The organism is Curtobacterium sp. RM9 (genome assembly GCF_054956955.1).
This window is the reverse complement of the sequence record NZ_CM143271.1, coordinates 1650901-1674514: the sequence shown is the minus strand read 5'-3', so window position 1 is coordinate 1674514 and position 23614 is coordinate 1650901. Positions and strand designations below refer to the sequence as shown.

General features: G+C 75.0%; 23 protein-coding genes. 17 read left to right on the top strand and 6 right to left on the bottom strand.

What is annotated here, in order from left to right; all coding sequences use genetic code 11:
* Positions 1-94: 94 nt before the first annotated feature.
* Together ACY3FI_RS07960 and ACY3FI_RS07955 are read right to left on the bottom strand one after the other, a co-directional pair.
* Positions 95-2155, bottom strand: coding sequence for a carboxypeptidase regulatory-like domain-containing protein (locus tag ACY3FI_RS07960; protein WP_462550245.1), 2061 nt, complete (start codon positions 2153-2155; stop codon positions 95-97).
* Between the two features lie 95 nt (positions 2156-2250).
* The gene (locus ACY3FI_RS07955) at positions 2251-2718 is read right to left on the bottom strand and encodes an NUDIX hydrolase (RefSeq protein ID WP_462550244.1); all 468 of its coding nucleotides are present in this window, start codon (positions 2716-2718) and stop codon (positions 2251-2253) included.
* A gap of 97 nt (positions 2719-2815) precedes the next feature.
* Between ACY3FI_RS07955 and ACY3FI_RS07950 the strand changes: the two genes are divergently transcribed.
* Positions 2816-3658, top strand: a complete 843-nt coding sequence (locus ACY3FI_RS07950) for a universal stress protein (RefSeq protein WP_462550243.1) — start codon at positions 2816-2818, stop codon at positions 3656-3658.
* Positions 3659-3667: 9 nt separating this feature from the next.
* On the opposite strand, the gene ACY3FI_RS07945 is transcribed toward ACY3FI_RS07950, so the two are convergent.
* The 3 genes from ACY3FI_RS07945 to ACY3FI_RS07935 all read right to left on the bottom strand — a co-directional run bounded on the left by ACY3FI_RS07945 (position 3668) and on the right by ACY3FI_RS07935 (position 6296).
* Complete coding sequence (locus ACY3FI_RS07945) at positions 3668-4621, bottom strand: SGNH/GDSL hydrolase family protein (RefSeq protein WP_462550242.1); 954 nt, start codon at positions 4619-4621, stop codon at positions 3668-3670.
* 220 nt (positions 4622-4841) lie between these two features.
* A complete protein-coding gene (locus ACY3FI_RS07940; RefSeq protein ID WP_462550241.1) occupies positions 4842-5198 on the bottom strand; it encodes a PRC-barrel domain-containing protein in 357 nt (118 codons plus the stop codon).
* A 135-nt stretch (positions 5199-5333) separates the two neighbouring features.
* Positions 5334-6296, bottom strand: a complete 963-nt coding sequence (locus ACY3FI_RS07935) for a glycosyltransferase family 9 protein (protein ID WP_462550326.1) — start codon at positions 6294-6296, stop codon at positions 5334-5336.
* A 124-nt stretch (positions 6297-6420) separates the two neighbouring features.
* Here ACY3FI_RS07935 and ACY3FI_RS07930 point away from each other — a divergent pair, with 124 nt between their 5' ends.
* From ACY3FI_RS07930 to ACY3FI_RS07900, 7 genes are all read left to right on the top strand, one after another.
* Positions 6421-6972, top strand: a complete 552-nt coding sequence (locus tag ACY3FI_RS07930; protein WP_462550240.1) for a D-glycero-alpha-D-manno-heptose-1,7-bisphosphate 7-phosphatase — start codon at positions 6421-6423, stop codon at positions 6970-6972.
* A gap of 35 nt (positions 6973-7007) precedes the next feature.
* Positions 7008-8102, top strand: a complete 1095-nt coding sequence (locus ACY3FI_RS07925) for a glycosyltransferase family 9 protein (RefSeq protein ID WP_462550239.1) — start codon at positions 7008-7010, stop codon at positions 8100-8102.
* 85 nt (positions 8103-8187) lie between these two features.
* Complete coding sequence (locus ACY3FI_RS07920) at positions 8188-9189, top strand: glycosyltransferase (protein ID WP_462550238.1); 1002 nt, start codon at positions 8188-8190, stop codon at positions 9187-9189.
* The gene (locus ACY3FI_RS07915) at positions 9186-10523 is read left to right on the top strand and encodes a glycosyltransferase (protein WP_462550237.1); all 1338 of its coding nucleotides are present in this window, start codon (positions 9186-9188) and stop codon (positions 10521-10523) included. The genes ACY3FI_RS07920 and ACY3FI_RS07915 overlap by 4 nt, the downstream gene beginning before the upstream one ends.
* Positions 10520-11143: a D-sedoheptulose-7-phosphate isomerase gene (locus ACY3FI_RS07910; protein ID WP_462550236.1), complete on the top strand. Its 624-nt coding sequence runs from the start codon at positions 10520-10522 to the stop codon at positions 11141-11143. Before ACY3FI_RS07915 ends, ACY3FI_RS07910 begins: the two co-directional genes overlap by 4 nt.
* A complete protein-coding gene (locus tag ACY3FI_RS07905) occupies positions 11140-12573 on the top strand; it encodes a PfkB family carbohydrate kinase (protein ID WP_462550235.1) in 1434 nt (477 codons plus the stop codon). Before ACY3FI_RS07910 ends, ACY3FI_RS07905 begins: the two co-directional genes overlap by 4 nt.
* Before the next feature lie 128 nt (positions 12574-12701).
* A complete protein-coding gene (locus ACY3FI_RS07900) occupies positions 12702-13406 on the top strand; it encodes an SDR family oxidoreductase (RefSeq protein ID WP_462550234.1) in 705 nt (234 codons plus the stop codon).
* Between the two features lie 377 nt (positions 13407-13783).
* Here ACY3FI_RS07900 and ACY3FI_RS07895 read toward each other — a convergent pair whose 3' ends face one another.
* The gene (locus tag ACY3FI_RS07895; protein ID WP_462550233.1) at positions 13784-14899 is read right to left on the bottom strand and encodes a glycosyltransferase family 9 protein; all 1116 of its coding nucleotides are present in this window, start codon (positions 14897-14899) and stop codon (positions 13784-13786) included.
* Between the two features lie 150 nt (positions 14900-15049).
* Between ACY3FI_RS07895 and ACY3FI_RS07890 the strand changes: the two genes are divergently transcribed.
* The 9 genes from ACY3FI_RS07890 (at position 15050) to ACY3FI_RS07850 (ending at position 23559) form a co-directional block, all read left to right on the top strand.
* Positions 15050-16567: an aldehyde dehydrogenase family protein gene (locus ACY3FI_RS07890; RefSeq protein ID WP_462550232.1), complete on the top strand. Its 1518-nt coding sequence runs from the start codon at positions 15050-15052 to the stop codon at positions 16565-16567.
* On the top strand, positions 16564-18096 hold the full coding sequence (gene rfaE2, locus ACY3FI_RS07885) for a D-glycero-beta-D-manno-heptose 1-phosphate adenylyltransferase (RefSeq protein ID WP_462550231.1): 1533 nt from the start codon (positions 16564-16566) through the stop codon (positions 18094-18096). The genes ACY3FI_RS07890 and rfaE2 overlap by 4 nt, the downstream gene beginning before the upstream one ends.
* Positions 18093-18971 carry a glycosyltransferase family 2 protein gene (locus tag ACY3FI_RS07880; RefSeq protein ID WP_462550230.1) on the top strand — a complete coding sequence of 293 codons (879 nt, stop codon included), beginning with the start codon at positions 18093-18095 and terminating at the stop codon, positions 18969-18971. The genes rfaE2 and ACY3FI_RS07880 overlap by 4 nt, the downstream gene beginning before the upstream one ends.
* A gap of 92 nt (positions 18972-19063) precedes the next feature.
* Positions 19064-19789: a DedA family protein gene (locus ACY3FI_RS07875; protein ID WP_462550229.1), complete on the top strand. Its 726-nt coding sequence runs from the start codon at positions 19064-19066 to the stop codon at positions 19787-19789.
* Positions 19786-21075 carry a sensor histidine kinase gene (locus tag ACY3FI_RS07870; RefSeq protein ID WP_462550228.1) on the top strand — a complete coding sequence of 430 codons (1290 nt, stop codon included), beginning with the start codon at positions 19786-19788 and terminating at the stop codon, positions 21073-21075. The genes ACY3FI_RS07875 and ACY3FI_RS07870 overlap by 4 nt, the downstream gene beginning before the upstream one ends.
* A complete protein-coding gene (locus tag ACY3FI_RS07865; protein WP_462550227.1) occupies positions 21072-21734 on the top strand; it encodes a response regulator in 663 nt (220 codons plus the stop codon). The genes ACY3FI_RS07870 and ACY3FI_RS07865 overlap by 4 nt, the downstream gene beginning before the upstream one ends.
* A gap of 171 nt (positions 21735-21905) precedes the next feature.
* A complete protein-coding gene (locus ACY3FI_RS07860) occupies positions 21906-22499 on the top strand; it encodes a molybdopterin-dependent oxidoreductase (protein ID WP_462550226.1) in 594 nt (197 codons plus the stop codon).
* Positions 22496-23302 carry an FAD-binding oxidoreductase gene (locus ACY3FI_RS07855; protein ID WP_462550225.1) on the top strand — a complete coding sequence of 269 codons (807 nt, stop codon included), beginning with the start codon at positions 22496-22498 and terminating at the stop codon, positions 23300-23302. Before ACY3FI_RS07860 ends, ACY3FI_RS07855 begins: the two co-directional genes overlap by 4 nt.
* On the top strand, positions 23302-23559 hold the full coding sequence (locus ACY3FI_RS07850) for a DUF6510 family protein (protein WP_462550224.1): 258 nt from the start codon (positions 23302-23304) through the stop codon (positions 23557-23559). Before ACY3FI_RS07855 ends, ACY3FI_RS07850 begins: the two co-directional genes overlap by 1 nt.
* Positions 23560-23614: the final 55 nt, after the last annotated feature.

The following is a 23614-nucleotide window of genomic DNA, read 5'->3' as shown; positions in this document are numbered from 1 at the left end:
AGGTGTCGGCGGCGTGTCGTGCGACCGGAGTGGTACCCGGACCGGTCGTGGGACCGGAGGGTCGGCCCGGGAGCCCCGGCTGCCCGCCCGGCCGTCAGTCCTGCAGGTGGGAGGTGCGCCGGCGGTTGCGCACCGCGCGGAAGGTCAGCAGTCCGGCACCGAGGAGCACCAGCACCCCGACAGCGATGATTCCCGGAGTGACCTCGACGCCGGTGTACGCCAGCGCCCCGGCGGTCGACGAGCCGCCCGTCGAGGACACCGGGTCCGAGCCGCCGGGCGCGGGAGCGGGCACCGTCGGGCTCGGCGACGGTGTGGCCGTCGGACCTGGGGTGGGGGCGGGGGTCGCCGCCGCCACCCGCAACGACACGGCCGCGGCCGCGCCGGTGTCGGGCGTCGTGACGGTCACCGGGTCGGCTCCGTCGACGGCGACGGTGTACTCCGTCGTCGGCTGGAGGCCGGTGAGGGCGAAGGCCCCGTCCGCCCGGGTCGTCGTCGTGACGGTGGCGCCGGCCTCGGGATCGGTCGGGGTGGCCGTGACGACGACACCACCCACAGGAGCGCCGGCGGTGTCGCTCACCGTGCCCGGCTGGCTCGTGGTGACGAGCGCCGGGGCTGCGGGGGTCAGGAACGGCAGGTCCGACCGCACCGTGGTGCCCGCGACCGCGGACACCGAGGCCGTCGTGGCGCCGGTCGCGCCCGGGATCGGCACGGTCGTGCGGACCGCGTAGGTGCCGGCGACGGTCGCGAAGGTGTAGCTGCCGGCGGCGTCGGTCGTGTCCGCGCCGACGACCGCGCCGGTCTGGTCGAGCAGCTCGACCACCGTTCCGGCGGGGACCGCTGCACCGTCGAGGGTGACGACGCCGATGACGGTGGCGACGACCGCCGGCGACACGACGATCGCGGCGGGCTCCGCCGGCGCGGCACCGGCGTCACCGGTCGTGATCGTCGTCGGGGTCCCGCCCGCGATCGAGAGGTCGAGGGCGGTGTTCGCGGGCAGGTCGGAGCCGGTGTAGACCCCGTCGCTGTTCGTGGTGGTCTCGACGAGCGGCGGCGCGGTCGGGTCGGTCGGGTCGGTGATCGTCACCGGCACGTTCGCGACCGGGTTGCCCCGGGAGTCGGTGACGGTGCCGATCACCGAGGTCGTCTCCTCCGGCGTCGCGAACGGGAAGTCCGCCACGGCGTCGGCCCCGCCCGGCGGGGTGTTCAACGAGACGACGATCGGCTGCACCGGGCCGGTGGCTCCGACCGGCGGTGTGATCGCGACCTCGTAGCCGCCGATGACCGGGAGCTGCGGGAACGAGTACGCGCCGTCCGGGTTCGTCGTCGTGGCGTACACCGTGCCGCGCGGTGCCGTGACCGTGACCGTCGCTCCGAGGACCGGTGTGCCGTCCAGCGTCGCGGTGCCGCTGATCCCGGCGGTCCGGTTCGCGAACCAGGTCTGGTACACCGGGAAACCGCTTCGCTGCTGGTACGTGATCGTCAGCGTCTCGAGCGGCACCGTGGGCGTGAACCAGGCCGTGGCGCCGGCGGTGTCGTTCGCCGCCGCGTTGCCGGTGAGGGTCCGGGTCGCCGGGTCCCAGGTCGGGACGTCACGGCCGGGCGGGACGCCCCCCGGGTCGGCCGGGCACGACCATCCACCCGGGGACACCGACGAGCACGAGTTGTACGTGCTCTGGTGGCCGAGCTGGACGGCGGTGGCAGCGGCCCCGCCCTGCACCGTCGCGGAGACCGTTGCCTGATCGGCGTCGACGTCGCCGAGCACGAACGACCAGCTGCCGTTCCCGGGCGTCGGGCCGTCGAACGTGTACGTCGTGGTCGAGGCGCCGGCGGCCGTGGGCGAGTCGGCGACCGGTCGCTGGTTGAGGTACGTGCTGCCGCGGCTCGAGCCGTACGCTCCGCCCGGACCCGTCGTCGGCCCCTGCCACGTCGATGCGCCGCTGATCACGGTCGACTGCCGGGAGTCGGACGTGAAGGTGGTGTCCGGGAAACCGGGCAGCGTCATCGTGCCCGTGTACGCCCTGCTCGATCCGCTGAGCGTGAAGGTCCCCCAGTGCCCGGTCGGCGCAGCCGATGCGCTCGTCGCCCCACCGATCGCCAGCACCACCCCGAGGACGATCGCGGTCGATCCCGCCGTGGCCACACGCCAGCGCTGCATGCGTACTCCCCTGTACCCACGCCGCCCTGCCGCGACGTCTGCTCAGGGTATCGGCGTCCCGCGAACGGGGGTCGTGCCGTGACCGATCCGTGACGTCAGGCGTCGCGCAGCGCCGCGAGCAGCCGATCGAGTGCGGCGACCTGTCCGGCGACGAGCAGCTCGCGCGCCGCCTCGACCGAGACCCATCGAGCCTCGTCGACCTCGGGCACCTCGACGAAGCGCCCGGACCCGCGCGGGAGCTCGAGCCGCACGGTGTTCGACCGCACCTCGTCGACGACGAGGCCCGGCGCGGCGATGGCGAACACCCGGACGCGCTTGCCGGAGGCCTGGCGCACCTCGCCGAGGTCGAGGACGTCCCCGTCGGGCGCCGGCACACCGATCTCCTCGTGGAACTCGCGGCGAGCAGTGGCGAGCGGTTCCTCGCCCGACTCGCCCAGGCCCTTCGGGATCGACCAGGCACGCGGCCGCCGTCGCCAGAACGGTCCGCCCATGTGCGCGACGAAGACCTCGACGCCGTCGTCGGACGGTCTCCAGAGCAGCAGCCCGGCGCTGAGGACATCCACACGAGCAGGCTACGCGCGCGGTCCGGCGGAGTAGCCTGCACGCCACGGAGCGCCGGTGTGACGCCCCGAGGACCCCGCGACGAGGAGGTCGATCGGGATGGACGGACGATGGCGGACGATCACGGTGGCGGCGGACGCGGCGCATCCGCACGAGGAGGCGCTCCACTGGCTCGCGGGGCGCGCCGGGACAGGGGTGGACCGGGTGCGCGTGATCGGTGTCGACCCGGCGATCGAGGGTCGGGTCGGGCCGGACGGCGTCCGGGTCGCTGACGCCGTCGCCGATGCTGCTCGTCGGGCCCTCCCGGACGCCCGGGTCGAGATCCGTCGGCACGCGGGGTCCTTCGCGAGTGCGCTCGTCGAGGAGTCGGACGACGGCGACCTGCTCGTGATCGGCACGTTCCGGAGCCGCCGCGGTTCGACCGCCGGAGCAGCACCCGCCCGGGTGGCCGCACGTGCCGCCGTGCCCACCGTCCTGGTGCCGGACGGCCCGCACCCGATCGACGGGGACGTCGTCCTGGCGGTCGACGACCCGTTGGACGAGGAGGCCGTGACGATCGCGGTCGACGAGGCCCGACGGCGGCACCGCCGGGTGACCCTGCTCCGCCCGTGGGAGATGCCCGTGCTCACCCGCACCGGGCTGACCGACTTCGCCGAGGACCCGCTCCGGTGGCGCTCCCGCAACGCCGAGGTGCTCGAACGATCGACGGTCGACCTGACGTCGCGGTACCCCGACGTGCGCTTCCGCCCGCTGCTGGTGGAGGGGCACCCCGGCCACGCCATCGCGTCGCACACCCGCCGCGCCTGCCTCGTCGTGCTCGGGCTCGGTCACGTGCGGGCGCTCTCCGGTTCCGTCCTGCACGACGTCCTCAGGGAGACAGTGTCGCCAGTGTGTGTCGTGCCGCCTGCGGCGCACTCCCACGCGGCGGCGGCCACCGCCTGACCCGACAGGTCAGCCGACCTCGTCGCGGACCGCGTCCGCGACCCGGTCCGTCAGCCAGGCCACACCCCGCGTGTTCGGGTGCAGCGCGCCGGGCTCGAGGTCGATCTGTCGCAGGTTCGAGGAGCCGTCGAGCGACACCCCGGAGACGTACGGCCGCTTCGTCGCACACGCCGAGTGCGCCTGCGATGCCGCGAAGGCGTCGACGAACCGTACGCCCGCGGCCGCAGCCGCGGTGCGGGAGACGTCGTTCAGCCGCTCCTGCACGCCGTGCAGGTACCGCACGTCGGTCTTCGTGAACGGGAAGGAGTTCCGCGGGAAGGACCCGGTGAGGGTCGCGAGGTCGATGGCCGACCGGAAGCAGCCGCCCTTCGGGGTGTGCTCGGCGTCGGGGAAGATCGCGGGGTACCCGAGCAGCACGACCAGGGCGTTCGGGGCCGCGGCCCGCACCTGCGCGAGCGTGTCCGCGACGCCGAGTGCCACCCGGGACTCGATCCTCGTCGCGAGCTGGTCCGCACCGTCGTGGACGAGGGTGCTGCGGCACGACGGGGCGTCGCGGCCGGAGAACACCGGACCGTCCGCGGACAGGGCGAGACAGGACGCGGCGGTGCCGAACAGGTCGGCGTCGTTCCCGCCGATCGTGAGGGTCACGAGCCGGGTGTCCTCGGACAACGAGCGGATCTGCGGAGGCACGCCCTTGAACTGGAACCCGCTCGTCACGTCCGCGCTCGTCGCCCCGCCGCAGGTCCGGTCGGTCAGGGCCAGACCGAACCGTGCTGCGAGGCGATGCGGGTAGTCCTGCGCGGACTGGCCGCACGCGTTCGTCGGCAGGTGGGTCGGGTCCGACAACCCGAAGCCAGCCGAGTACGAGTCACCGAGGGCGACGTACTCGCTGCCCGGCGGCAGACCGGCCAGCGCCTCGGCCGGTGCGGTCGTCGCCGGGAACGGCTGGGGCACCGGCCACATCGGGGCAGCCTCCGCAGCCCCCGGTCCGCTCAGCGCGCCGGCGAGCAGGCCGGCGAGGGCCAGGGCGGCGAGCAGCGTCGAGCGGACGGAGTGGGACAGGGATGCCTCCTGGGTCGGGTCGGGCGGACCAGGCTACCGGCCCCCCGACCGGGAACCCGCCGAACGCACCGGTCAGCGGCGTCCGCGCCGTCGCTGACCCGGAACCCGCCGGACGACCCGGTCAGCGCCGTCCGAGCCGCCGCTCTCCCCCGGTGCCCGTGCGGTACTCGAGCCCGTAGTGCTGGTACAGCTCCGGCTCGGTCGCGGCGTCGAGCTCGCCGTCGGTGGCGATCGTGGGAGCCTCCTTCACGACCTTCTTCGGGTACGGGACCCGGAGGTGCTTCGGCGCCACGAGCGCGCCCTGCAGCGGCACGAACACGATCTTCTGGAAGCCGACGAGCCCGGTCGTGACGGCGCCGAACGCCGGCTCCGAGGTCGCGGTGTCGTAGTAGATGCTCTCCAGCGTGCCGACCTTGTCGTCGGTCTCGTCGACGACCGGCAGGCCGATCCAGTCCCGGATGTTCGCGGCTTCGAACACGTGTGCCTCCTCGTCGGCGCCGGAGTCTCCGGGCCTTCCGGAGCGACGCTACCGACCGACCGGACGACCGGTCACAGCGACCGCGGACATCCCGCCCGACCGGTCACAGCGACCGCGGACGCCCCGCCTGACCGGTCACGCCGACCGCGGCGCGGTGACGCCGAGCGAGTCGACCGCGTCGAGGACGTCCTGCACGCCGACCGCGAGCAGCGCCGGGTCCGGGTCCTCGGCGAACACGTCGCCGCGGCGGACCGAGGCGTCGGTCAGCACGATGTGCGGCCCCGAGGCGGGCGGACCCCAGGCCTCGGGCGGGGCCGGTCCGAAGACGACGACCGAGGGGATGCCGTACGCGGAGGCGAGGTGCGCGGCGCCCGTGTCCACCGTGACGACGAGTCGCGCGGCGGCGATGACGCCCGCGAACTCCTGCAGCCCCAGGGAGCCGGCCAGGACCGCCTCCGGCGCCAGGCCGGCCGCCTCGGCGACCTCCAGCGACCGGACGACGTCGTCCGCGCCTCCCGTGAGGACCACGTCGAGACCGCGCTCCCGCAGCCCACGCACCACCGCGGCGAAGCGGTCGGTGGGCCAGTGCCGCGCCCCGTGGAAGGCGCCGATGTGCACGACGGCAGCACCGTCCACGGCGGGCGGTGCAGCGGGGCGTGCGATGGTGACCTCGTCCGGGTCGGCCTCGATGCAGTGCCAAACGAGCAGACGGGTCCATCGGTCGCGTTCGTGGACGTCGTGCGCCCACTCGGGGCCGTCGTACCCGTGGTCCGGGTCGTGGTGGCCGATCACGCGGCGGGCACCCAGTGCCGCGACGAGGTCCGAGGACTCCGGACCGGCACCGTGCAGGTTGACCGCGACGTCCACGGTGCCGGCGGCGGCGTGGATCGGGTGGTCGAGGCCGTGCTGGGCGAGGTGCACCTCGACCCCGGGCAGCAGTTCGACCACGGGGGCGAGCCAGGCGGTGGTGGCGAGGGAGATGCGGTGGTCCGGGAAGGCGCGGCGGAGGGCGTGCAGCGCGGGCACGGCGACGAGGACGTCGCCGAGCTTGATGGCGCGGAGCACGAGCAGTTCGGGGCGCCCGTCGGACGGGGGCATGGTGTCGGCGGCGGTCACCCGCCGAACGTACCGGGCGGACCCTGGCGACGTCGGCCCCGTCCGCTGAACGCAGCGACGCGCCGCTCCGGTCACGCCCACACCGGCGGACCGGTACGACTGGAGGATGGCTCTCGCACCGGACCGCGTCATCCGCGGCCTGCTCTTCGACCGTGACGACACCCTCGTGATCGACGTCCCGTACAACGCCGACCCCCACAAGGTCGTCCCGGTCCCCGGTGCACACCGGGCCGTCGAGCGGGCCCGCGCTGCCGGGCTCGCTGTCGGGGTGGTGACGAACCAGTCCGCGATCGCGAAGGGCCTGGCGACCCGCGAGCAGGTCGACGCGACGAACGCGCGGGTGGACGAGCTCGTCGGCCCGTTCGACGTGTGGTGCGTCTGCCCGCACGACGCCGGCAACGGATGCGCGTGCCGGAAGCCCCGCCCGGGCATGGTCCTCGACGCGGCCGAGCGGCTCGGGCTGTCACCGACGGAACTGGTGGTCGTCGGGGACATCGGTGCCGACGTGGGCGCTGCCGCAGCCGCGGGCGCCCAGGGGATCCTCGTGCCGACACCGCGCACCCGGACCGAGGAGGTCGAGGCCGCCGACACCGTCGCGGCGGACCTCGACGAGGCCGTCACGCTCGTGCTCGCCCGCGTCGCGGTGCCGCGGGCGTGAGCGCGGAACGGCAGGGCCCCACGGACGCGTCGGGGGTGGCAGCGGCAGCGGTGCCCGCCGGCCCGCGCGTCCTCGTGGTGCGCCTGGACTCCTTCGGTGACGTCCTCGTCGCCGGCCCGGCGGTGCGCGCCGTCGCCGCCGGTGCCTCGCACGTCACGATGCTCTGCGGCCCCCAGGGCGCCCCCGCCGCCGCGCTCCTGCCCGGCGTCGACCGCGTCCGCGTCTGGGCCGCCCCGTGGGTCACCGAGACCGCACGGCCGATCGACGACGCCGTCCTCGGCGAGTTCCGCGCGCTCGTCACCGAGGAGCGCCCCGACGTCGCGGTCGTCCTGACGTCGTTCCACCAGTCCCCGCTGCCGGTCGCCCTGCTCCTGCGCCTCGCCGGGGTCGCGACGATCACGGGCGCGTCCGTCGACCACCCCGGGTCGCTCCTCGACGTGCGGCTCCGACCGGGCGAGGACCTGCCCGAGGAGATCCCGGAGGCCGAGCGCGCGCTGCGGATCGCCGAGGCGGCCGGGTTCCGGCTGCCGCCGGAGGACGACGGGAGGCTCGCCGTGCGTCGTGACGCCGACCTCCCCGACGAGGTGGCCGGTCTGGACCGCTACGTGGTCGTCCACCCGGGCGCGAGCGTCGAGGCGCGTTCATGGCCGCCGGCGCACCACCGCGCGCTCGTCGCCGCCTACGCCGCGCGCGGGGTCCCCGTGGTCGTCACCGGGTCGCCCGGCGAACGCGACCTCACCGCCGAGGTGGCAGGCGACACCGGCATCGACCTCGGCGGTCGGACGAGCCCGGCCGGCCTCGCCGAGGTGCTCGCGCACGCCGAGGTGGTCGTCGTCGGCAACACCGGCCCGGCGCACCTCGCGGCCGCCGTCGGGGCACCGATCGTCAGCCTGTTCTCCCCCGTCGTGCCCGCCATCAAGTGGGCGCCGTACGCGCCGTTCGTCGAGCTGCTCGGCGACCAGGAGGCGCCGTGCCGCCTCAGCCGGGCCCGCGACTGCCCGGTCCCGGGGCACCCGTGCCTGTCCACGGTCCGCGTCGAAGACGTGCTCGACGCGCACGAACGGCTCCTCGACCGCGTTCAGCGGATGACGGGGAGAAGCCTGCGGCCCGGTTCAGCGGGTCCTGCGTAGCGTGCGCCACTGCTCCTCCTTCTCCTCCTCCCCGGAGGTCCCGGAGGCCGAGGAGCCCGACCACGACCTCGACGGAAGGCCCTGCATGCGGATCCTCGTGTGGCACGTCCACGGCGGCTGGATGGACGCCTTCGTCCGCGGCCAGCACGAGTACCTGATCCCGACCACTCCCGCTCGGGACGCGTGGGGGCTCGGCCGCGGCGGTCGCGACTGGCCGGACTCGGCGATCGAGATCGACCCGGCCGACGTCGCCGAGGCGGAGGTCGACGTCGTCGTGCTGCAGCGCACCGAGGAGCTCGAGGAGGCCCGGCGCCTGCTCGGCGGCCGCGACGTCCCGATCGTGTTCGTCGAGCACAACGCCCCGCGCGTCGACGTACCGAACAGCCTGCACCCCTTCCGCGACCGTGACGACCTGACCATCGCGCACGTGACGCACTGGAACGCGCTGATGTGGGACTGCGGCACGACCCGGACCACGGTGGTCGAGCACGGCGTCGTCGACCCGGGCCCGCTCTACAGCGGCAGCCTGGAGCGCCTCGGCGTGGTCATCAACGAGCCCGTCCGCCGCAACCGCGTCGTCGGGACCGACCTGCTCCCCCGCTTCGCGGCCGTCGCGCCCGTCGACGTCTGGGGCATCGGAACCGAGCGGCTCCCCGAGCTCGGCTTCGGCGAGCGGGTCGTCGCCCGCGGCGACGTGCAGGCCGACCCGATGCACGCCGCGCTCGCCGAACGACGCGCCTACGTGCACCCGAACCGCTGGACCTCCCTCGGCCTCTCGCTCATCGAGGCGATGCACATGGCCATGCCGGTGCTCGTCCTCGCGACGACCGACGCGTCGCGCACCGTGCCCGCCGAGGCCGGCGCGATCGCGACGGACGTCGAGGAGCTGGTGCGCGCCTCCAGGACGCTCCTGGAGGACCCCGACGAAGCGCGACGACGCGGCCTCGTGGCACGGGAGGCGGTGCTCGCGCGGCACGCGCTGGCCCGGTTCACCGCGGACTGGGACGACCTGCTCGACGACGCCGTCAGCCGCGGCGCGCGACGTGACCGGGTGGCGGACGCCGCCCTGGAAGGGAGTGTGCGATGAAGATCGCGATGGTCTCCGAACACGCGAGCCCCCTCGCCGTGCTCGGCGGTGTGGATGCCGGTGGGCAGAACGTGCACGTCGCCGAACTGTCCGGTGCGCTCGCCGACCGCGGCCACCAGGTCACCGTCTACACGCGTCGGGACGACCCGACGCAGCCCGTGCGCGTGATGCTCCGCGAGGGTGTCGAGGTCGTGCACGTCGACGCCGGACCCGCACGGCACGTGCCGAAGGACGAGCTGTTCCCGTACATGGGCACGTTCGCGTCGGTGATGGCCGCGGAGTGGTTCGTCGACCGACCCGACGTCGTGCACGGGCACTTCTGGATGTCCGGGCACGCGGCCCTCGAGGCCGTGCAGCAGGTGCAGGCGCGGACCGGCGGCGTCCGGATCCCGGTCGTGCACACCTTCCACGCGCTCGGCGTGGTGAAGCGTCGCCACCAGGGATCCGCGGACACCAGCCCCGCCGAACGCGAGTGGATCGAACCCGCCGTCGGCCGCAGCGTCGACCAGGTGATCGCGACGTGCTCGGACGAGGCGTTCGAGCTGAAGACGCTCGGCGTCCCGCTGCACAGCATCTCGGTGGTGCCCTGCGGCGTCGACACCGAGCTGTTCCGCCCGGACGGGCCCGTCGAGGAGCGCGGTCGTCCCTTCCGTGTCCTCACCGCGTCGCGACTGGTCCGCCGGAAGGGCGTCGGCACCACGATCGCCGCACTCGCGCAGCTCGTCGACGCCGGCCGCGACGTCGAGCTCGTCGTCGTGGGCGGCGCCGGCACGGCGGGCGCGGACCTGGCGGACGACCCGGAGTACCAGCGCCTCGACACGCTCGCCCGCTCGCTCGGCGTCCGCGACCACGTCACCTTCCGCGGGCAGCTCGGCCAGCACGACATGCCCGCCGTGTACCGCAGCGCCGACGTGGTCGTCTGCGCCCCCTGGTACGAACCGTTCGGGATCGTGCCGCTCGAGGCGATGGCGTGCGGCCGCCCGGTCGTCGCGTCGAGCGTCGGCGGCCTCATCGACACGGTCGTCGAGGACGCCACCGGCCTGCACGTCCCGCCGCGCGACGAGGACGCGGTCGCCGCGGCCGTCGGCGGCCTGCTGGACGACGCCGAGCGCCGCGAGGCCTACGGTCGCGCCGGACGCGCACGCGCGGAGACCCGGTACACGTGGCACAAGGTCGCCGCCGACAGCGAGCGCGTCTACGAGCGGGTGCTCGCGGGCGTCGCCGCACCCGTCGCCCCGGCCGCGTCCGGCACCCCGACGACGCCCACCCGCACCCGTACCACCCGCGCGGCCCGGATCCCCCGCGCCGCACAGCCGGAGAGGAACGCACGATGACCATCGACCAGCAGACCGGGCTCGACGAGGAGACGACCACCGCCAGCGCGCGCGTCGTCGTCGACCACGTGGCGGCCTCCGTGCCGGTGATCGCGTCCCTCGTCGACCACAAGGACCACATCGCGGCCTGGGCGGACGACATCGCCGCCCGGCTCGTCGCCGGACGACGGCTGCTCGCCGCGGGCAACGGCGGCTCGGCCGCCGAGGCGCAGCACCTCACCTCGGAGCTGACCGGTCGGTTCGACGGGGACCGCCCGGCCTACTCGGCGATCTCCCTGCACGCCGAGAGCTCCGCGGTCACCGCCATCGGCAACGACTACGGGTACGACCAGGTGTTCGCCCGCCAGGTGTCGGCACACGCCCGCGCCGGTGACGTCGTCGTGCTGCTGTCGACCAGCGGCAAGAGCCCGAACCTGCTCCGCGCCGCCGAGGCCGCCCGTGCCGTCGGCGCCCGGACGATCGCGATGACCGGCTCGCGGCCGAACCCGCTCGCCGACGCGGTCGACGACGCCATCTGCATCGACGGACCGTCGGCCAACGTGCAGGAGGCGCAGCTCGTCCTCGTGCACGCGCTGTGCCGGGCCATGGAACCCGCCCTCCGTCGCGGCGGGCGCCGATGAGCGCGGACGCCGGTCACGGCGCCGCCGCGCACGGCACCGCTGTCCACGGCACCGCCGCGCGCCGTCTCCGCATCGCCGTCATCGGCGACACGCTGCTCGACGTCGACGTGTCCGGCACGAGCGAACGACTCAGCCCGGACGCCCCGGTCCCCGTCGTCGACGTGCACACCGATGACCGTCGTGCCGGCGGAGCCGGTCTCGTCGCGACCATGCTCGCCAAGGACGGCCACGAGGTCACCCTCGTCACCGTGCTCAGCGACGACGGCCGTGGCGCGGAGATCCGCGACCTCCTGCCCGACGTGCGGGTCGTCGCCGGACCGTCCGGGGCGCCGACCCCGGTGAAGACCCGCGTGCGCGTCGTCGACCACGCCCTCGTCCGCATCGACGAGGGCTGTGCGACCCCGCCGGTCCCCGAGGCCACCGCCGAGATGACCGCCGCGCTCGAGGACGTCGACGCCGTCGTCGTCGCCGACTACGGCCGCGGTGTCGCCGCCGCCGACGCCGTGCGCGACGCGATCGCGCGGGCCGCCGAGCGGATCCCGGTCGTCTGGGACCCGCACCCCAAGGGCGCCGAACCCGTTCCCGGGATCACCGTCGCCACCCCGAACGCCTCGGAGGCGCGCGGCGTCACCGGCCTGAGCGGCCAGGGCGTCCCGTTCGTCACCGGGGCCGCCGCCGCACTCGTCGAGCGCTGGGGCGTCGGCGCCGTCGCCGTCACCCTCGGCGACCGCGGTGCGCTCGTCGCCGACGGCACGGGCAACCGCTTCGTCCCGGCCCCGTCCGTCACCGCCGGCGACCCGTGCGGTGCCGGTGACCGACTCGCCGCGAGCGTCGCCGTCGCCCTGGCGTCCGGAGCGGACGTGACCGAGGCGGTCGACGCCGGCGTCACCGCCGCGTCCGAGTACCTGGCCGCCGGCGGCGTCACCGCGCTGTTCGCCGACGCCGGGCCCGCGCCGCTCACCGTCCCCGGCGCCGACCGCGACGCCATGCGGCTCGTGCACGACGTCCGGAGCGCCGGCGGCACCGTGGTCGCGACCGGCGGGTGCTTCGACCTTCTGCACGCCGGCCACGCCCGGACGCTCTCCGCGGCGCGCGCGCTCGGCGACTGCCTCGTCGTGTGCCTCAACTCCGACGACTCGGTCCGGACGCTCAAGGGCCCGGACCGGCCGATCATGAGCCAGGACGACCGCGTGGAGCTCCTCCTCGCGCTCGACTGCGTCGACGCCGTCGTCGTGTTCGACGAGCAGACCCCGGACGAGGCGCTCCGCCGCTTCCGCCCGGACGTCTGGGCGAAGGGCGGCGACTACACCGCGAGCGAGCTGCCGGAGACGGCGACGCTCGCCGAGTGGGGTGGCCGCGTCGTCACCGTCCCGTTCCACCCGGGTCGTTCCACGACCCGCCTCGCTGCCGCCATCGCGCGCGTCGGCTGACGAGACCCCCTGACGGACGGGAGGCGCGGGGCGGGTCCGCACCGCGCCTCCGGTCCGTCCCCGCGCACTGCCCAGCCGGCACCACCGGCGACCACGCCGGCCCGGTCCGGCACCACGGAAGGAAGTCCATGCCCGTCCCCACCACCCCCATCGGCCGCGTCCTCGTCACCGGCGGCGCCTCGGGTCTCGGCGCGGCGGTCGTCGCCGCCGTCGCCGAGGCCGGCGGCACCCCGATCGTCCTCGACCTGCGCGTCGACGCCGTGCCGGAGGGCACCGACGCCGTCGCGGTCGACGTGACCGACACCGAGGCGACCGAGCGAGCCGTCCGCGAGGCCGCGGAGCGCCACGGCGGCCTCGACGCCGTCGTCACCGCCGCGGGCATCGACACGCCCGCGCCGATCGGCGACATCTCGTCCGGTGCGTGGGAGCGGATCGTCGGCGTCAACCTGCTCGGCACGGCGGCCGTCGTGCGCGCGGCGCTGCCGGCGCTCGAGGCCACGCACGGGCGCGTCGTGACGATCTCGTCGTCGCTCGCCCTCCGCGGCGTGGGCGACGGCACCGCGTACTCGGCGTCGAAGTTCGGCGTGCGCGGGTTCTCGCAGGCCCTCGCGGCCGAGACCGCCGGGCGCATCGGCGTGACGAACATCATCCCGGCGGGCATGCGGACCGCGTTCTTCGAGGGTCGGACGGAGCAGTACAAGCCGGGTCCGGACGCGCAGCTCATCGAGCCGGAGTACGTCGCGAACTCGATCATGTTCGCGCTGTCGCAGCCGGCCGGGTGCGAGATCCGAGAGCTGTCGATCATGCCGGCGACGGAGCCCAGCTGGCCGTAGGGGCTGCTGTCCGCCGCGCTCGCGCGGTGCGCTGGAGGCGCGGTGCCCGCGGGCACCGCGCCTCCAGCGCGTCCGGGCAGGTCCCGCCGGGCACGTCCCGCCGAGCGGGTCCCGCCGAGCGGGCACGATCCGTCACGCTCACCCGAGCCGGACGGCGTGTCCTGAACGTCCGGTGACACGCACGCGGCGTCTCCTGCCCGCTCGGCGCGGACGATGACGATGATCGGACCCGCCCGGCCGTTGCCCACCGAGCGTGGCCGATACGTCACGCTCACGGCACCCGGACGGCGTGTCCTGCCCGCTCGGTGACACGCATGCGGCGCGTCTTGCCCGCTCGACGCGGCAGGTGCCCGCTCGGCGCGGGCACGCGCGGCCGACTAGCGGACGGCCGGGACCGCCCGAGCCGGCAGCGTCGCGGCGAGGTCGGCGACGTCCGCCAGCACTGGCTCGGGCAGCACCTCGTCGACGTACGACGGGTCGTGCGCGCAGCGCTCGGCGGTCCACCCGACCTGGGTGACGTCGACGCCGCACACCGGGCACCGCGTCACGAAGGACAGGTGCACCCGGTGCCGCCCGCGGTCGAACGGCCCGGCGTTGACCACGTTCCCGAACCAGAACACCCCGACCGTGGGGGTGCCCACCGCGACGGCGAGGTGTCGCGGCCCGGAGTCGTCGCCCACCAGCACGTCCGCCGCGGCGAGGACGGCCGGGAGCTCGGCGAGGGGCAGTGCGTCGGTCAGGTCGTGCACGCGGTCGACGAACGCGGACGGCAGCGCGGACCGGATCGCGCGGGCAGCGGGGACGTCGCTCGCGTCACCGACGAGCACCACGTCGTCGCCGGCCTCGAGTCGGGCGAGGGCGACGGCGGCGAACCGTTCCGGGCTCCACCGTCGTCGCGGGTCGGTCGCACCGGGGTGGATCGCGAGCAGTCGACCGGAGACGCCGAGCCGCTCGCGGACCGCGGCCCGCTCGTCGTCGCCGACGACGATCCGGGGGTCGAGGGTCACGGGGGCGGCCCCGGCGAGCGAGACGACCTCGAGCGCCCGGACCACCTCGTGCTGGTAGTAGACGTAGCGCACCCAGCGCTCCAGGACCTCGGCGTCCTCGGTGGCGGTTCCGACGGTGTGTCGGGCGCCGAGCCGGAGCAGGAACGGGTTCGAGTTGCGACCGCCGCCGTGCAGCTGCACCGCGAGGTCGAACCGTCCCGCGAGCCGGGCGAAGAAGTCCTCCTCGGACGGTGCGTCGTCGCCGGCGTCACGGACCCCGGGGACGACGGGCAGCTCCTCGAAGGCGTGCACGGCGTCCGTTCGACCGCGCAGGACGGCCGGGGCGGAAGGCCCACCGAGCAGGGTGATGCGGGCGTCGGGGTAGGCGGCGGCGAGGGCCTCGAAGGCGGGGACCGCGAACATCAGGTCGCCCAGTCCCCCGCCGCGGAGCACCGCGATCTCCCGCACGTCGTCGAACCGTTCTCCGCCCACACCGATCTGCTGCACACTCCACGTCTACCGGGTGCGTCGGGGGCGGGGCACAGGCCGGGGTACGGAAGGTCACGGAGCGCGAAGCCGGACGCGTGCTCAGGCGCGAGGGAGCAGCGTTCGACTCCCGGCCACCACCGTTCGACCCCGCCGTCCCGGAAGGACCCCATGACGCTCGAAGCCCCGCGCCCCACCGACACCGACGTGCAGCGAGACACCGCCGACGTCATCACGGTCACGAACCCGGTCGACGGCTCGATCGCGTCGACGGTGCGGCGCGCGTCCGAGGAGGACGTCCGGAACGCGGTCGCGCGCGCCCGCGCCGCCGCGCCCGCGTGGGCACGGACGGCACCGGCGGAGCGCGGTGCCCTGCTCCACGCCGCAGCCGCGAACCTGCGCGCGCACGCGCAGGAGCTGGCCGACCTGAACACCCGCGAGACCGGCAAGGTGCCCGGCGACGCCCTCGGCGGGGTCGAGGCCGGCATCGGCACGCTCGTGCAGTACGCGGAGCTCGGTCCGGTCCACCGCGGCGAGGCCCTGCGCGGACAGTTCGGTGCCGCTGACTGGTCGCTGCCGCACCCGCGCGGCGTCGTGCTCGCCCTGACCCCGTGGAACGACCCGGTGGCCGTCGCGTGCGGGATCCTCGGTGCCGCGATCGTCACCGGCAACACCGTGGTGCACAAGGGCAGCGAGCGCTCCCCCGCCACCATCGCCCGGCTGAACGCCCTGCTCGCCGAGGTCCTGCCGGACGGCGTCCTCGTCGGGGTCGACGGCGACGGGGCCACCGGTGAGCTGCTCCTCGCACAGGAGGGCATCGACGTCTACGCGCACGTCGGTTCCACCGCGACCGGCGACCGGCTGACCGAGGTCGCCGCGTCGACCCGTGCCCACGTCATCCGTGAGAACGGCGGCAACGACCCCGTGATCGTCGACACCGATGTCGACCCGGAGTGGGCCGCCGCGCAGGTCGCCCTCGGCGCGTTCGCCAACACCGGCCAGATCTGCACGAGCGTCGAGCGCGTCTACGTGCACCGCGACGTCGCCGAGCCCTTCGTCGCCGCCCTCGTCGCCGAGGCCGAGCGCCGGACCGCGTCCGACGCCGCGCAGTACGGCCCGCTCGTGGACGACCGGCTCCGCACACTCGTGCAGGCGCACGTCGACGACGCGGTCGCACAGGGAGCGACGGTCCGGACCGGCGGGGTCACCCCGGGTGGCCTGGGCAGCTTCTACCCGGCGACGGTGCTCACCGACTGCACGGACGACATGCTCGTCCTCACCGAGGAGACCTTCGGGCCGATCGCCCCGGTGCGGGTCGTGGACGACTTCGACGAGGGTGTCCGACTCGCCGCCCAGGACCGCTACGGCCTCGCCGCCACCGTGCTGACGAACGACACCGGCCGCGCGCTCCGAGCCGCCGCCGAGCTGCCCGTCGGCACCGTCAAGGTGAACGCGGTCTTCGGTGGTGCTCCGGGCGGCAGCGCCCAGCCGCGTGGTGCCTCGGGCGCCGGCTTCGGCTACGGTCCGCACCTGCTCGACGAGATGACGACCACGACGGTCGTCCACCTCGAGGCCGCCCCGCCGGCACCGAGCGCCGCCACCGCGGCGCCCGGCGCGGCGACGGCCGAGCCCCACGCCCTGACGCCCGAGACGCCCGAGACGCGCGACACCACCGGGAGCACCCGATGACCGCCGACGTCCGGATGGTGCGCGACCTCGTCGCGACCGTCGACGACCGCGAGCCCCTCGTCGTCGTCATCGGCGACGTCATCCTCGACCGCTGGACGGTGGGCGAGGCCGAGCGGCTGTCGCGCGAGGCCGCCGCGCCCGTCGTCCGCGTCACCGAGACCGTCTCGGTCCCCGGCGGCGCCGCCAACACCGCCGTGAACGCGCGCGCCCTCGGTGCCCGCGTCCGCATGGTCGGGCTGATCGGCGACGACGAGGCCGGGGCCGTCCTGCGACAGCGACTCGAGGCGGCGGGGGTCGACACGACGTTCCTCGTCGAGGTCCCCGGCGCACGCACGACCTCGAAGTCGCGCGTGGTCGGCGGCGACCGCGTCGTCGTCCGCGTCGACGAGCTCGCCGAGTCGCCGACCGCCGAGCACGGCGCGCTGCTCGCCGACGCCGTCGCGCGGGCGGTCCGCTGTGCCGACGCCGCCGTCGTGTGCGACTACGGGCTCGGCGTCCGACCGGAGGACGTCGTCCCGATGCTCGACCGCGACCGCCCGGGTGCGGTCGTCGTCGACGCGCACGACCTCACGCGCTGGGCCGGACTGCACCCCGACCTCGTCACGCCGAACGCCGGCGAGACCGTGGCGCTGCTGAGCAGCGGTGCGACCGCGCAGCAGGCCGCCCGCGTGAAGCAGATCGTGACGGGTCCGGACCGGGTCGCCGCGGTGCTCGACGCCCGCGCCGACGTCCTGGCCCGCTCCGGTGCCCGTGCGGCCGTGGTGACCCTCGACCGCGACGGCACCGTCCTGCTCGAACCGGGGGCCGTCGGCGACGACCACCACCGCACACGCGCGATCCCGGCCTCGGAGCAGCAGGCCTCCGGCGCGGGCGACACCTTCTGCGCCGCCGCGACGGTCGCCCTCGCCGTCGGCGCGCCGCTGCGCACCGCGGTCGGGGTCGCCCAGGCCGCCGCCGACGTGGTCGTGCGTGAGGCCGGCACCTCGGTCTGCTCGGCAGCCGCGCTCCTCGAGTCGGTGACCGCTCCCGCCGCGACGGTGGTCGACCACGACGAACTCGCCGAGGCCGTCCGCCGCGCCCGTGACGCCGGTCGCCGCGTCGTCTTCACGAACGGCTGCTTCGACGTCGTCCACCGCGGGCACACGACGTACCTGCGGCAGGCGCGTGACCTCGGCGACCTGCTCGTGGTCGCGCTCAACGACGACGACTCCGTCCGTCGGCTGAAGGGTCCGGAGCGGCCGATCAACCCCGCCGAGGACCGCGCGGGCGTGCTCGCGGCGCTCGCCTGCGTCGACCTCGTGACCGTGTTCGCCACGGACACCCCGATCCCCCTCATCGAGCGGATCCAGCCCGAGGTCTACGTGAAGGGCGGCGACTACTCCCCCGAGATGCTCAGCGAGACCGAGGTCGTGCGCGCCTACGGCGGCGAGGTCGTCATGGTCGACTACGTGCCCGAGCACTCCACCAGCGCCGTGGTGCGTCGCATCCGCGAGGCCGCAGCACGGACCGAGCCCGACCCGGCATCGTGACCGCGCGCTGGTCGGGCTCCTGGGCGGCGCCCCGCGCGAGCGGGCCGGCCGCCGAAGTCGACGTCCTCGTCCCCACCGTCGGCCGTCCGGCCGAACTGGCGACGACGCTCGCCGGCCTGGCCGCGCAGACCGACGTCGACCTGCGCCTGGTCCTCAGCGACCAGTCCGTGGGTTCCGACGCCGCCACCGAGCCGGCGGTCGCCGCCATGCTCCGCGTCCTGGAGGCGCAGGGCAGGTCCGTCACGGTCCTCGCCCATCCGGAACGGCGTGGCCTGGCAGAGCACCGGCAGTTCCTGCTGGAGCACGCCGAGGCCCCCGCCGTGCTCTTCCTCGACGACGACGTCTGGCTCGAACCGGGCTCGATCGCGCGGATGCTCGACGCCCTCCGCCGGCTCGGCTGCGGCTTCGTCGGCAGCGCCGTCCAGGGCCTGTCCTACCTCGCCGACCGCCGGCCGGCGGAGACCGCGGTCTTCGAGCCGTGGGACGGCCCCGTCGTCCCCGAGGTGGTCCGCCGCGGCACGCCCGCGTTCGACCGGCTGTCGCTGCACAACGCGGCGAACCCGGCGCACGTCGCCGCCGGACTCGACGTGGAACCCGGCGCCTGGGTGCCGTACCGCGTCGCCTGGGTCGGGGCCTGCGTGCTCTACGACCGGGCGGCGCTCGAAGCGGTCGGCGGCTTCCGGTTCTGGGACCTGCTCCCGCCGCAGCACTCCGGCGAGGACGTCGTCGCGCAGTGGCGCGTCATGGAGCGGTTCGGCGGCGCGGGCATCATGCCGTCCGGGGCCGTCCACCTCGAGGCGCCGACGACCGTCACCGACCGACGGGTGGACGCGCCGGACGTGCTGTTCGACCGCCACGAGGTCATACCCCGGTAGGGGGCGGTCGACCCCGCGGTGGGATGGCAGCGGCACGCTCCGTCCGTAGCGTCGGTCTCGTCGACGAACGTCGTCGGCGGAGGGAGCGCACCGTGTTCGACCAGATCACCCCGTTCGTCGTGGACCTGGCGGCGAGTCCGCTCGTGTACGTCGTGCTCTTCGCGCTCTGCCTGCTCGACGGCTTCTTCCCGCCGGTACCGAGCGAGACGGCCCTCGTCGCGGTCGCCGCGGTCGCCGCGACCTCCGGTCAGCCGGTCCTCCTGGGCGTGCTCGCCGCCGCAGCGGCCGGCGCCGTCGCTGGCGACTCGGTCGCCTACTGGATCGGCCGACGCATCGGTCTCGCCCGGATGGCCTCGTCGAGACGGCCGAGGATCGCGGCGGCGTTCGCCTTCGCCGAGCGGCAGATGCAGCGTCGTCCCGCCAGCCTCATCCTCGTCGGTCGGTACATCCCCGTGGGGCGGGTCGCGGTGAACACGACCGCGGGTGCCACGCGCCTGCCCTACCGGCGGTTCCTCGGCATCAGCGCCCTCGCCGGCGGCGCATGGGCGGCCACCTCGGTCGGGATCGCCCTCGCGACGTCGTCGGTCCTGCACGAGCCGGTCGTCGCGGCCCTCGTGTCGATGATGGTCGCGATCGTGCTCGGCGTCGTCGTGGACCGGGTCGTCGGTACCATCGGGCGCAGGCGCGACGCCGCAGCCGTCCGTCGCGCCGCAGCCGCCGAGCGACCGGGCGGGACCGTCCGACCCGGCACGACCCCGACGCGCAGCCCGCGCACCGTCCGCACCCCCGCGCCGACCGGAGAGACCGCCCGACCGTGACACCCGACCACCCGACCACGACCCGCCGTCGACGGCCCTGGTCGACGCGACGCGAGTGGGCGACGTGGCCGGTCGTCGTCGCCCGCCTGGTCCTCGTCGTCGTCGCCGGCACGCTCTTCGCCGTCGCCGCCCCGGTCACCGCCGTCGTGTACGACGTCCCGGTACCGCTCGCGCTCCTCGTGACCGCCGTGCTCTCCGTCTCGCTCGGTCTGACCCCCGTCCTGCCCCGGACGGCCTCGGCCGTGCACCTCGTCGCGGTCGCCGCGCTCGGGCTCCTCACCGCCGGCGGCGACGTGGCGCCGTGGCCGCTGCCCGTGACCGCGATCATCGGCCTCGGCGCGCTCGTGGTCGTCCTCGGTGTCCGCACCGACTGGCGGATCACCGCCGCGGTGTGGACGGCTGCGACCGTCGTCACCCTCGCGCTCGTCGCCGTCGTCCCGGCCCGGTGGGAGCCGGCGGACGTGTGGGCGTCCACCTTCGTGGTCTCCGCCGGGTCGACGCTGCTGCTGGCCGGCGCAGCGGTCGCGATCGGGCAGCGTCGAGCCGTCCGCGTCGAGCTCGCCGAGGCACGCCGCGACGCGGAACTGGAGCAGGCGCGGCGCCGCAGCGTCGAGGAACGTGCCCGGATCGCCCGCGAGCTCCACGACGTCGTCGCACACAGCATGTCCGTCGTGCACATGCAGGCGGAGTCCGCGCCCTACCGGCTCGCCGGGTTGCCGCCTGATGCACGTGCTGAGTTCGCCGCGATCGCCGGGACCTCCCGGACGGCCCTGCGTGAGATGCGGCAGCTCCTCGGCACGCTCCGCGGCGAGGCGGACGCCGAACGTGCGCCGCAGCCGCGGCTCGTGGACCTGCCCGACCTCGTCGCGCGCACGCGCTCCGCCGGCATCCCGGTGAGCCTGTCGCTCGACGCCGGTGACGACGACGCCGACCGGCTCGCGCAGCTCACCGCGTACCGGGTCGTGCAGGAGGCGCTCGGCAACGTGGCCCGGCACGCGCCCGGCGCGGAGACGGTCGTGACGGTCGCCAGGCGCGGGGTCGCCCTCGTGGTCGAGGTCGCCAACGCGGCACCGCCGTCCGGCGCACTCGCCGCCGTCCCGCCGGACGACGGTGGCTTCGGACTGGCGGGCATGCGCGAGCGCGTCGCCGCGCTCCGCGGCACGATCGAGCACGGCCCGGCCCCGGACGGCGGCTTCCGCGTCACGGTCGCGCTGCCCACGGCCGGGCCGACGGCGCCGCCGGCGGTCCCCACGCGCACCACGCGACCCGACGGAGGAGACCGATGACGGCTGTGGTGGTGGTCGACGACCAGCAGATGTTCCGCATGGGACTGCGGGCGATCCTCCAGGCCCAGGACGACCTCGACGTCGTCGGCGAGGCGGCGGACGGAGCCGAGGCGGTGTCGGTCGTGCTGCGCGAGCAGCCCGACGTCGTGCTGATGGACGTGCGCATGCCCCACCTCGACGGGATCGAGGCGACCCGCCGGATCACGGCGGCGCCTGCCGACCGACCCGTCCGGATCGTGATGCTCACGACCTTCGACGTCGACGACTACGTGTTCGACGCGCTCCGCGCCGGTGCCAGCGGCTTCCTGCTCAAGGACGCCAGTGCCGAGGAGCTCGTCGCCGCGGTGCGGACCGTCGCGGCCGGCGAGGCCCTGCTCGCGCCCCGCGTGACCCGGCACCTCGTCGAGGCGTTCGTCGCCGCCCCGCCGCCGACCGCCCCGCGTACCGAGGTGCTCGACGCACTGACCGAGCGGGAACGTGACGTGTTCCTGCTCGTCGCCCGCGGACGGTCCAACGGCGAGATCGCCGCCGAGCTCTTCATCGCCGAACAGACCGTGAAGACGCACGTCGGTCGGATCCTGGCGAAGCTGCAGCTCCGGGACCGGGTGCACGCGGTCGTGCTCGCACACGAGAGCGGCCTCGTCCCGCCGTCGCGGTGACGAGGCCGTCCGGGCCGCGGTCGACTCGAGCGAGGGTCGTCGCGGGCGACGGGGGCCCTCGGAGGGCCCGGACGTCGCCGACCGCAGCGCACCGAGCGTCGGTACGCTGACGACAGCGCGGACCACGAGCGGTCCCGCACCCACCCGCAGGGACCGACACGAGGAGCACCGATGGCGACCTTCACGAGGGGGTTCGGCGGTCGACGCGACGACCGCGACGACGCCCGCATCCCGCCCGGCCAGACCCTGGTCCGCGACTGGCCGGTGCTCTCCGCCGGGGCGACGCCCGACCTCGACACAGCCGATTGGACGTTCTCGATCCGCACCGAGTCCGGCCTGCACGAGTGGACGTGGGACGAGGTGCAGGCACTCGGCGTCGAGGACGTCACGGTCGACATCCACTGCGTGACGCACTGGACGAAGCTGGACATGCCCTGGCGCGGGGTTCCGCTCGACAAGCTGTTCGCCGACGTCGAGACCTCGTACGAGTACTGCATGGTGCACAGCCACGGCGGCTACACGACCAACGTCCCGCTCGACGAACTCCTCGACGGCAAGGCGTGGATCGCGTTCGAGGCCGACGGCGAGCCGCTCGACCCCGAGCACGGCGGCCCCGCCCGACTGCTCGTTCCCGGCCTGTACTTCTGGAAGAGCGCGAAGTGGGTGCGCGGCATCGTCATGCAGGCCGACGACGAGCCCGGCTTCTGGGAGAACGCGGGCTACAACATGCACGGCGACCCGTGGAAGGAGGAGCGGTACTGGTGAGCGGTCCCGCCCCCGTCCCCACCGGCGTCGGCCTGGAGGCGCGCCCCGCCACCGCCGCACCGGCTCCCGTCCGGCGTCGGCCGGCCTGGCACGCCGCGACGGTCGCGTCGGTCGCCCCGGAGACGCCCGACGCGCGCCGCATCGTCCTCGACGTCCCGACCTGGCCCGGTAACGACGCCGGGCAGCACCTCGACCTGCGCCTCACCGCCGAGGACGGCTACCAGGCGTCCCGCTCGTACTCGATCGCGTCGTCCGGCGACGGCTCGCGCGTGACGCTGGCCGTCGACCGGGTCGAGGGCGGCGAGGTCTCGCCGTTCCTGGTCGACGCGGTCGAGGTCGGCGACGCCGTCGAGGTGCACGGCCCGCTCGGCGGGTGGTTCGTCTGGCGTCCGGACGGCTCCGGACGCCCCGTGCAGCTCATCGCCGGCGGTTCCGGGATCGTGCCGCTGGCCGCGATCGCCGGAGCGCACGCGGACGCCGGCGACGCCTCGCCCTTCCGGTTGGTGTACGCGGTCCGCACGCCCGCCGACGTCTTCTTCCGGCCCGAGCTCGAGCGTGCCGTGGCCGCGGACGCGCCGCTCGAGGTGACGACCGTGTACAGCCGAGTCGCTCCGCCGGACGCGACCGTGCCGGCGGGGCGCCTCACCCGGGAGCGCCTCGCCGAGGCCGTGTTCCCGCCCGACGCCGGCGCCCTCGTCTACGTGTGCGGGTCGACGCCCTTCGTCGAGCAGGTCCTGCGCTGGCTCGGCGAGCTGGGGCACGACCTCACGGACGTCCGAGCGGAACGGTTCGGGGGTGCGTGATGACCGTGGTCGACGGCAACGCCCTCGCCGGGGTCCTCACCGACCTGCTCGGTGACGAACCCACGACGACCCTGCTCCGGTGCGCCGGCTGCGGGACGCTCGGTGCGCTGGGCCGGACGCGCGTGCACATGTCGCCCATGGGTTCCGTGGCACGCTGCCGCGACTGCGACGCCGTCCTGGTCACCGTGGTGGACGGCGGCGGCCGTCGCTGGATCGGACTCCCGGGTGCCCGGGTCGTCACCACTTCCGTCGTCTGACCCATCCGATCGGGCGGGCTCTCCGGATGTCCTCTCGGAGCGCGGGACCACCCAT

Excerpts from the sequence above, each read along its gene's own strand:
- ACY3FI_RS07920 (WP_462550238.1), top strand. The coding sequence starts at position 8,188 with ATGCGGATCCTCGTGTGGCACGTCCACGGCGGCTGGATGGACGCCTTC.
- ACY3FI_RS07910 (WP_462550236.1), top strand. The coding sequence starts at position 10,520 with ATGACCATCGACCAGCAGACCGGGCTCGACGAGGAGACGACCACCGCC.
- ACY3FI_RS07935 (WP_462550326.1), bottom strand. The coding sequence starts at position 6,296 with ATGCCCCCGTCCGACGGGCGCCCCGAACTGCTCGTGCTCCGCGCCATC.
- ACY3FI_RS07890 (WP_462550232.1), top strand. The coding sequence starts at position 15,050 with ATGACGCTCGAAGCCCCGCGCCCCACCGACACCGACGTGCAGCGAGAC.
- ACY3FI_RS07915 (WP_462550237.1), top strand. The coding sequence starts at position 9,186 with ATGAAGATCGCGATGGTCTCCGAACACGCGAGCCCCCTCGCCGTGCTC.
- ACY3FI_RS07865 (WP_462550227.1), top strand. The coding sequence starts at position 21,072 with ATGACGGCTGTGGTGGTGGTCGACGACCAGCAGATGTTCCGCATGGGA.
- ACY3FI_RS07860 (WP_462550226.1), top strand. The coding sequence starts at position 21,906 with ATGGCGACCTTCACGAGGGGGTTCGGCGGTCGACGCGACGACCGCGAC.
- ACY3FI_RS07850 (WP_462550224.1), top strand. The coding sequence starts at position 23,302 with ATGACCGTGGTCGACGGCAACGCCCTCGCCGGGGTCCTCACCGACCTG.
- ACY3FI_RS07960 (WP_462550245.1), bottom strand. The coding sequence starts at position 2,155 with ATGCAGCGCTGGCGTGTGGCCACGGCGGGATCGACCGCGATCGTCCTC.
- ACY3FI_RS07930 (WP_462550240.1), top strand. The coding sequence starts at position 6,421 with ATGGCTCTCGCACCGGACCGCGTCATCCGCGGCCTGCTCTTCGACCGT.
- ACY3FI_RS07950 (WP_462550243.1), top strand. The coding sequence starts at position 2,816 with ATGGACGGACGATGGCGGACGATCACGGTGGCGGCGGACGCGGCGCAT.
- ACY3FI_RS07945 (WP_462550242.1), bottom strand. The coding sequence starts at position 4,621 with ATGTGGCCGGTGCCCCAGCCGTTCCCGGCGACGACCGCACCGGCCGAG.
- rfaE2 (WP_462550231.1), top strand. The coding sequence starts at position 16,564 with ATGACCGCCGACGTCCGGATGGTGCGCGACCTCGTCGCGACCGTCGAC.
- ACY3FI_RS07900 (WP_462550234.1), top strand. The coding sequence starts at position 12,702 with ATGCCCGTCCCCACCACCCCCATCGGCCGCGTCCTCGTCACCGGCGGC.
- ACY3FI_RS07905 (WP_462550235.1), top strand. The coding sequence starts at position 11,140 with ATGAGCGCGGACGCCGGTCACGGCGCCGCCGCGCACGGCACCGCTGTC.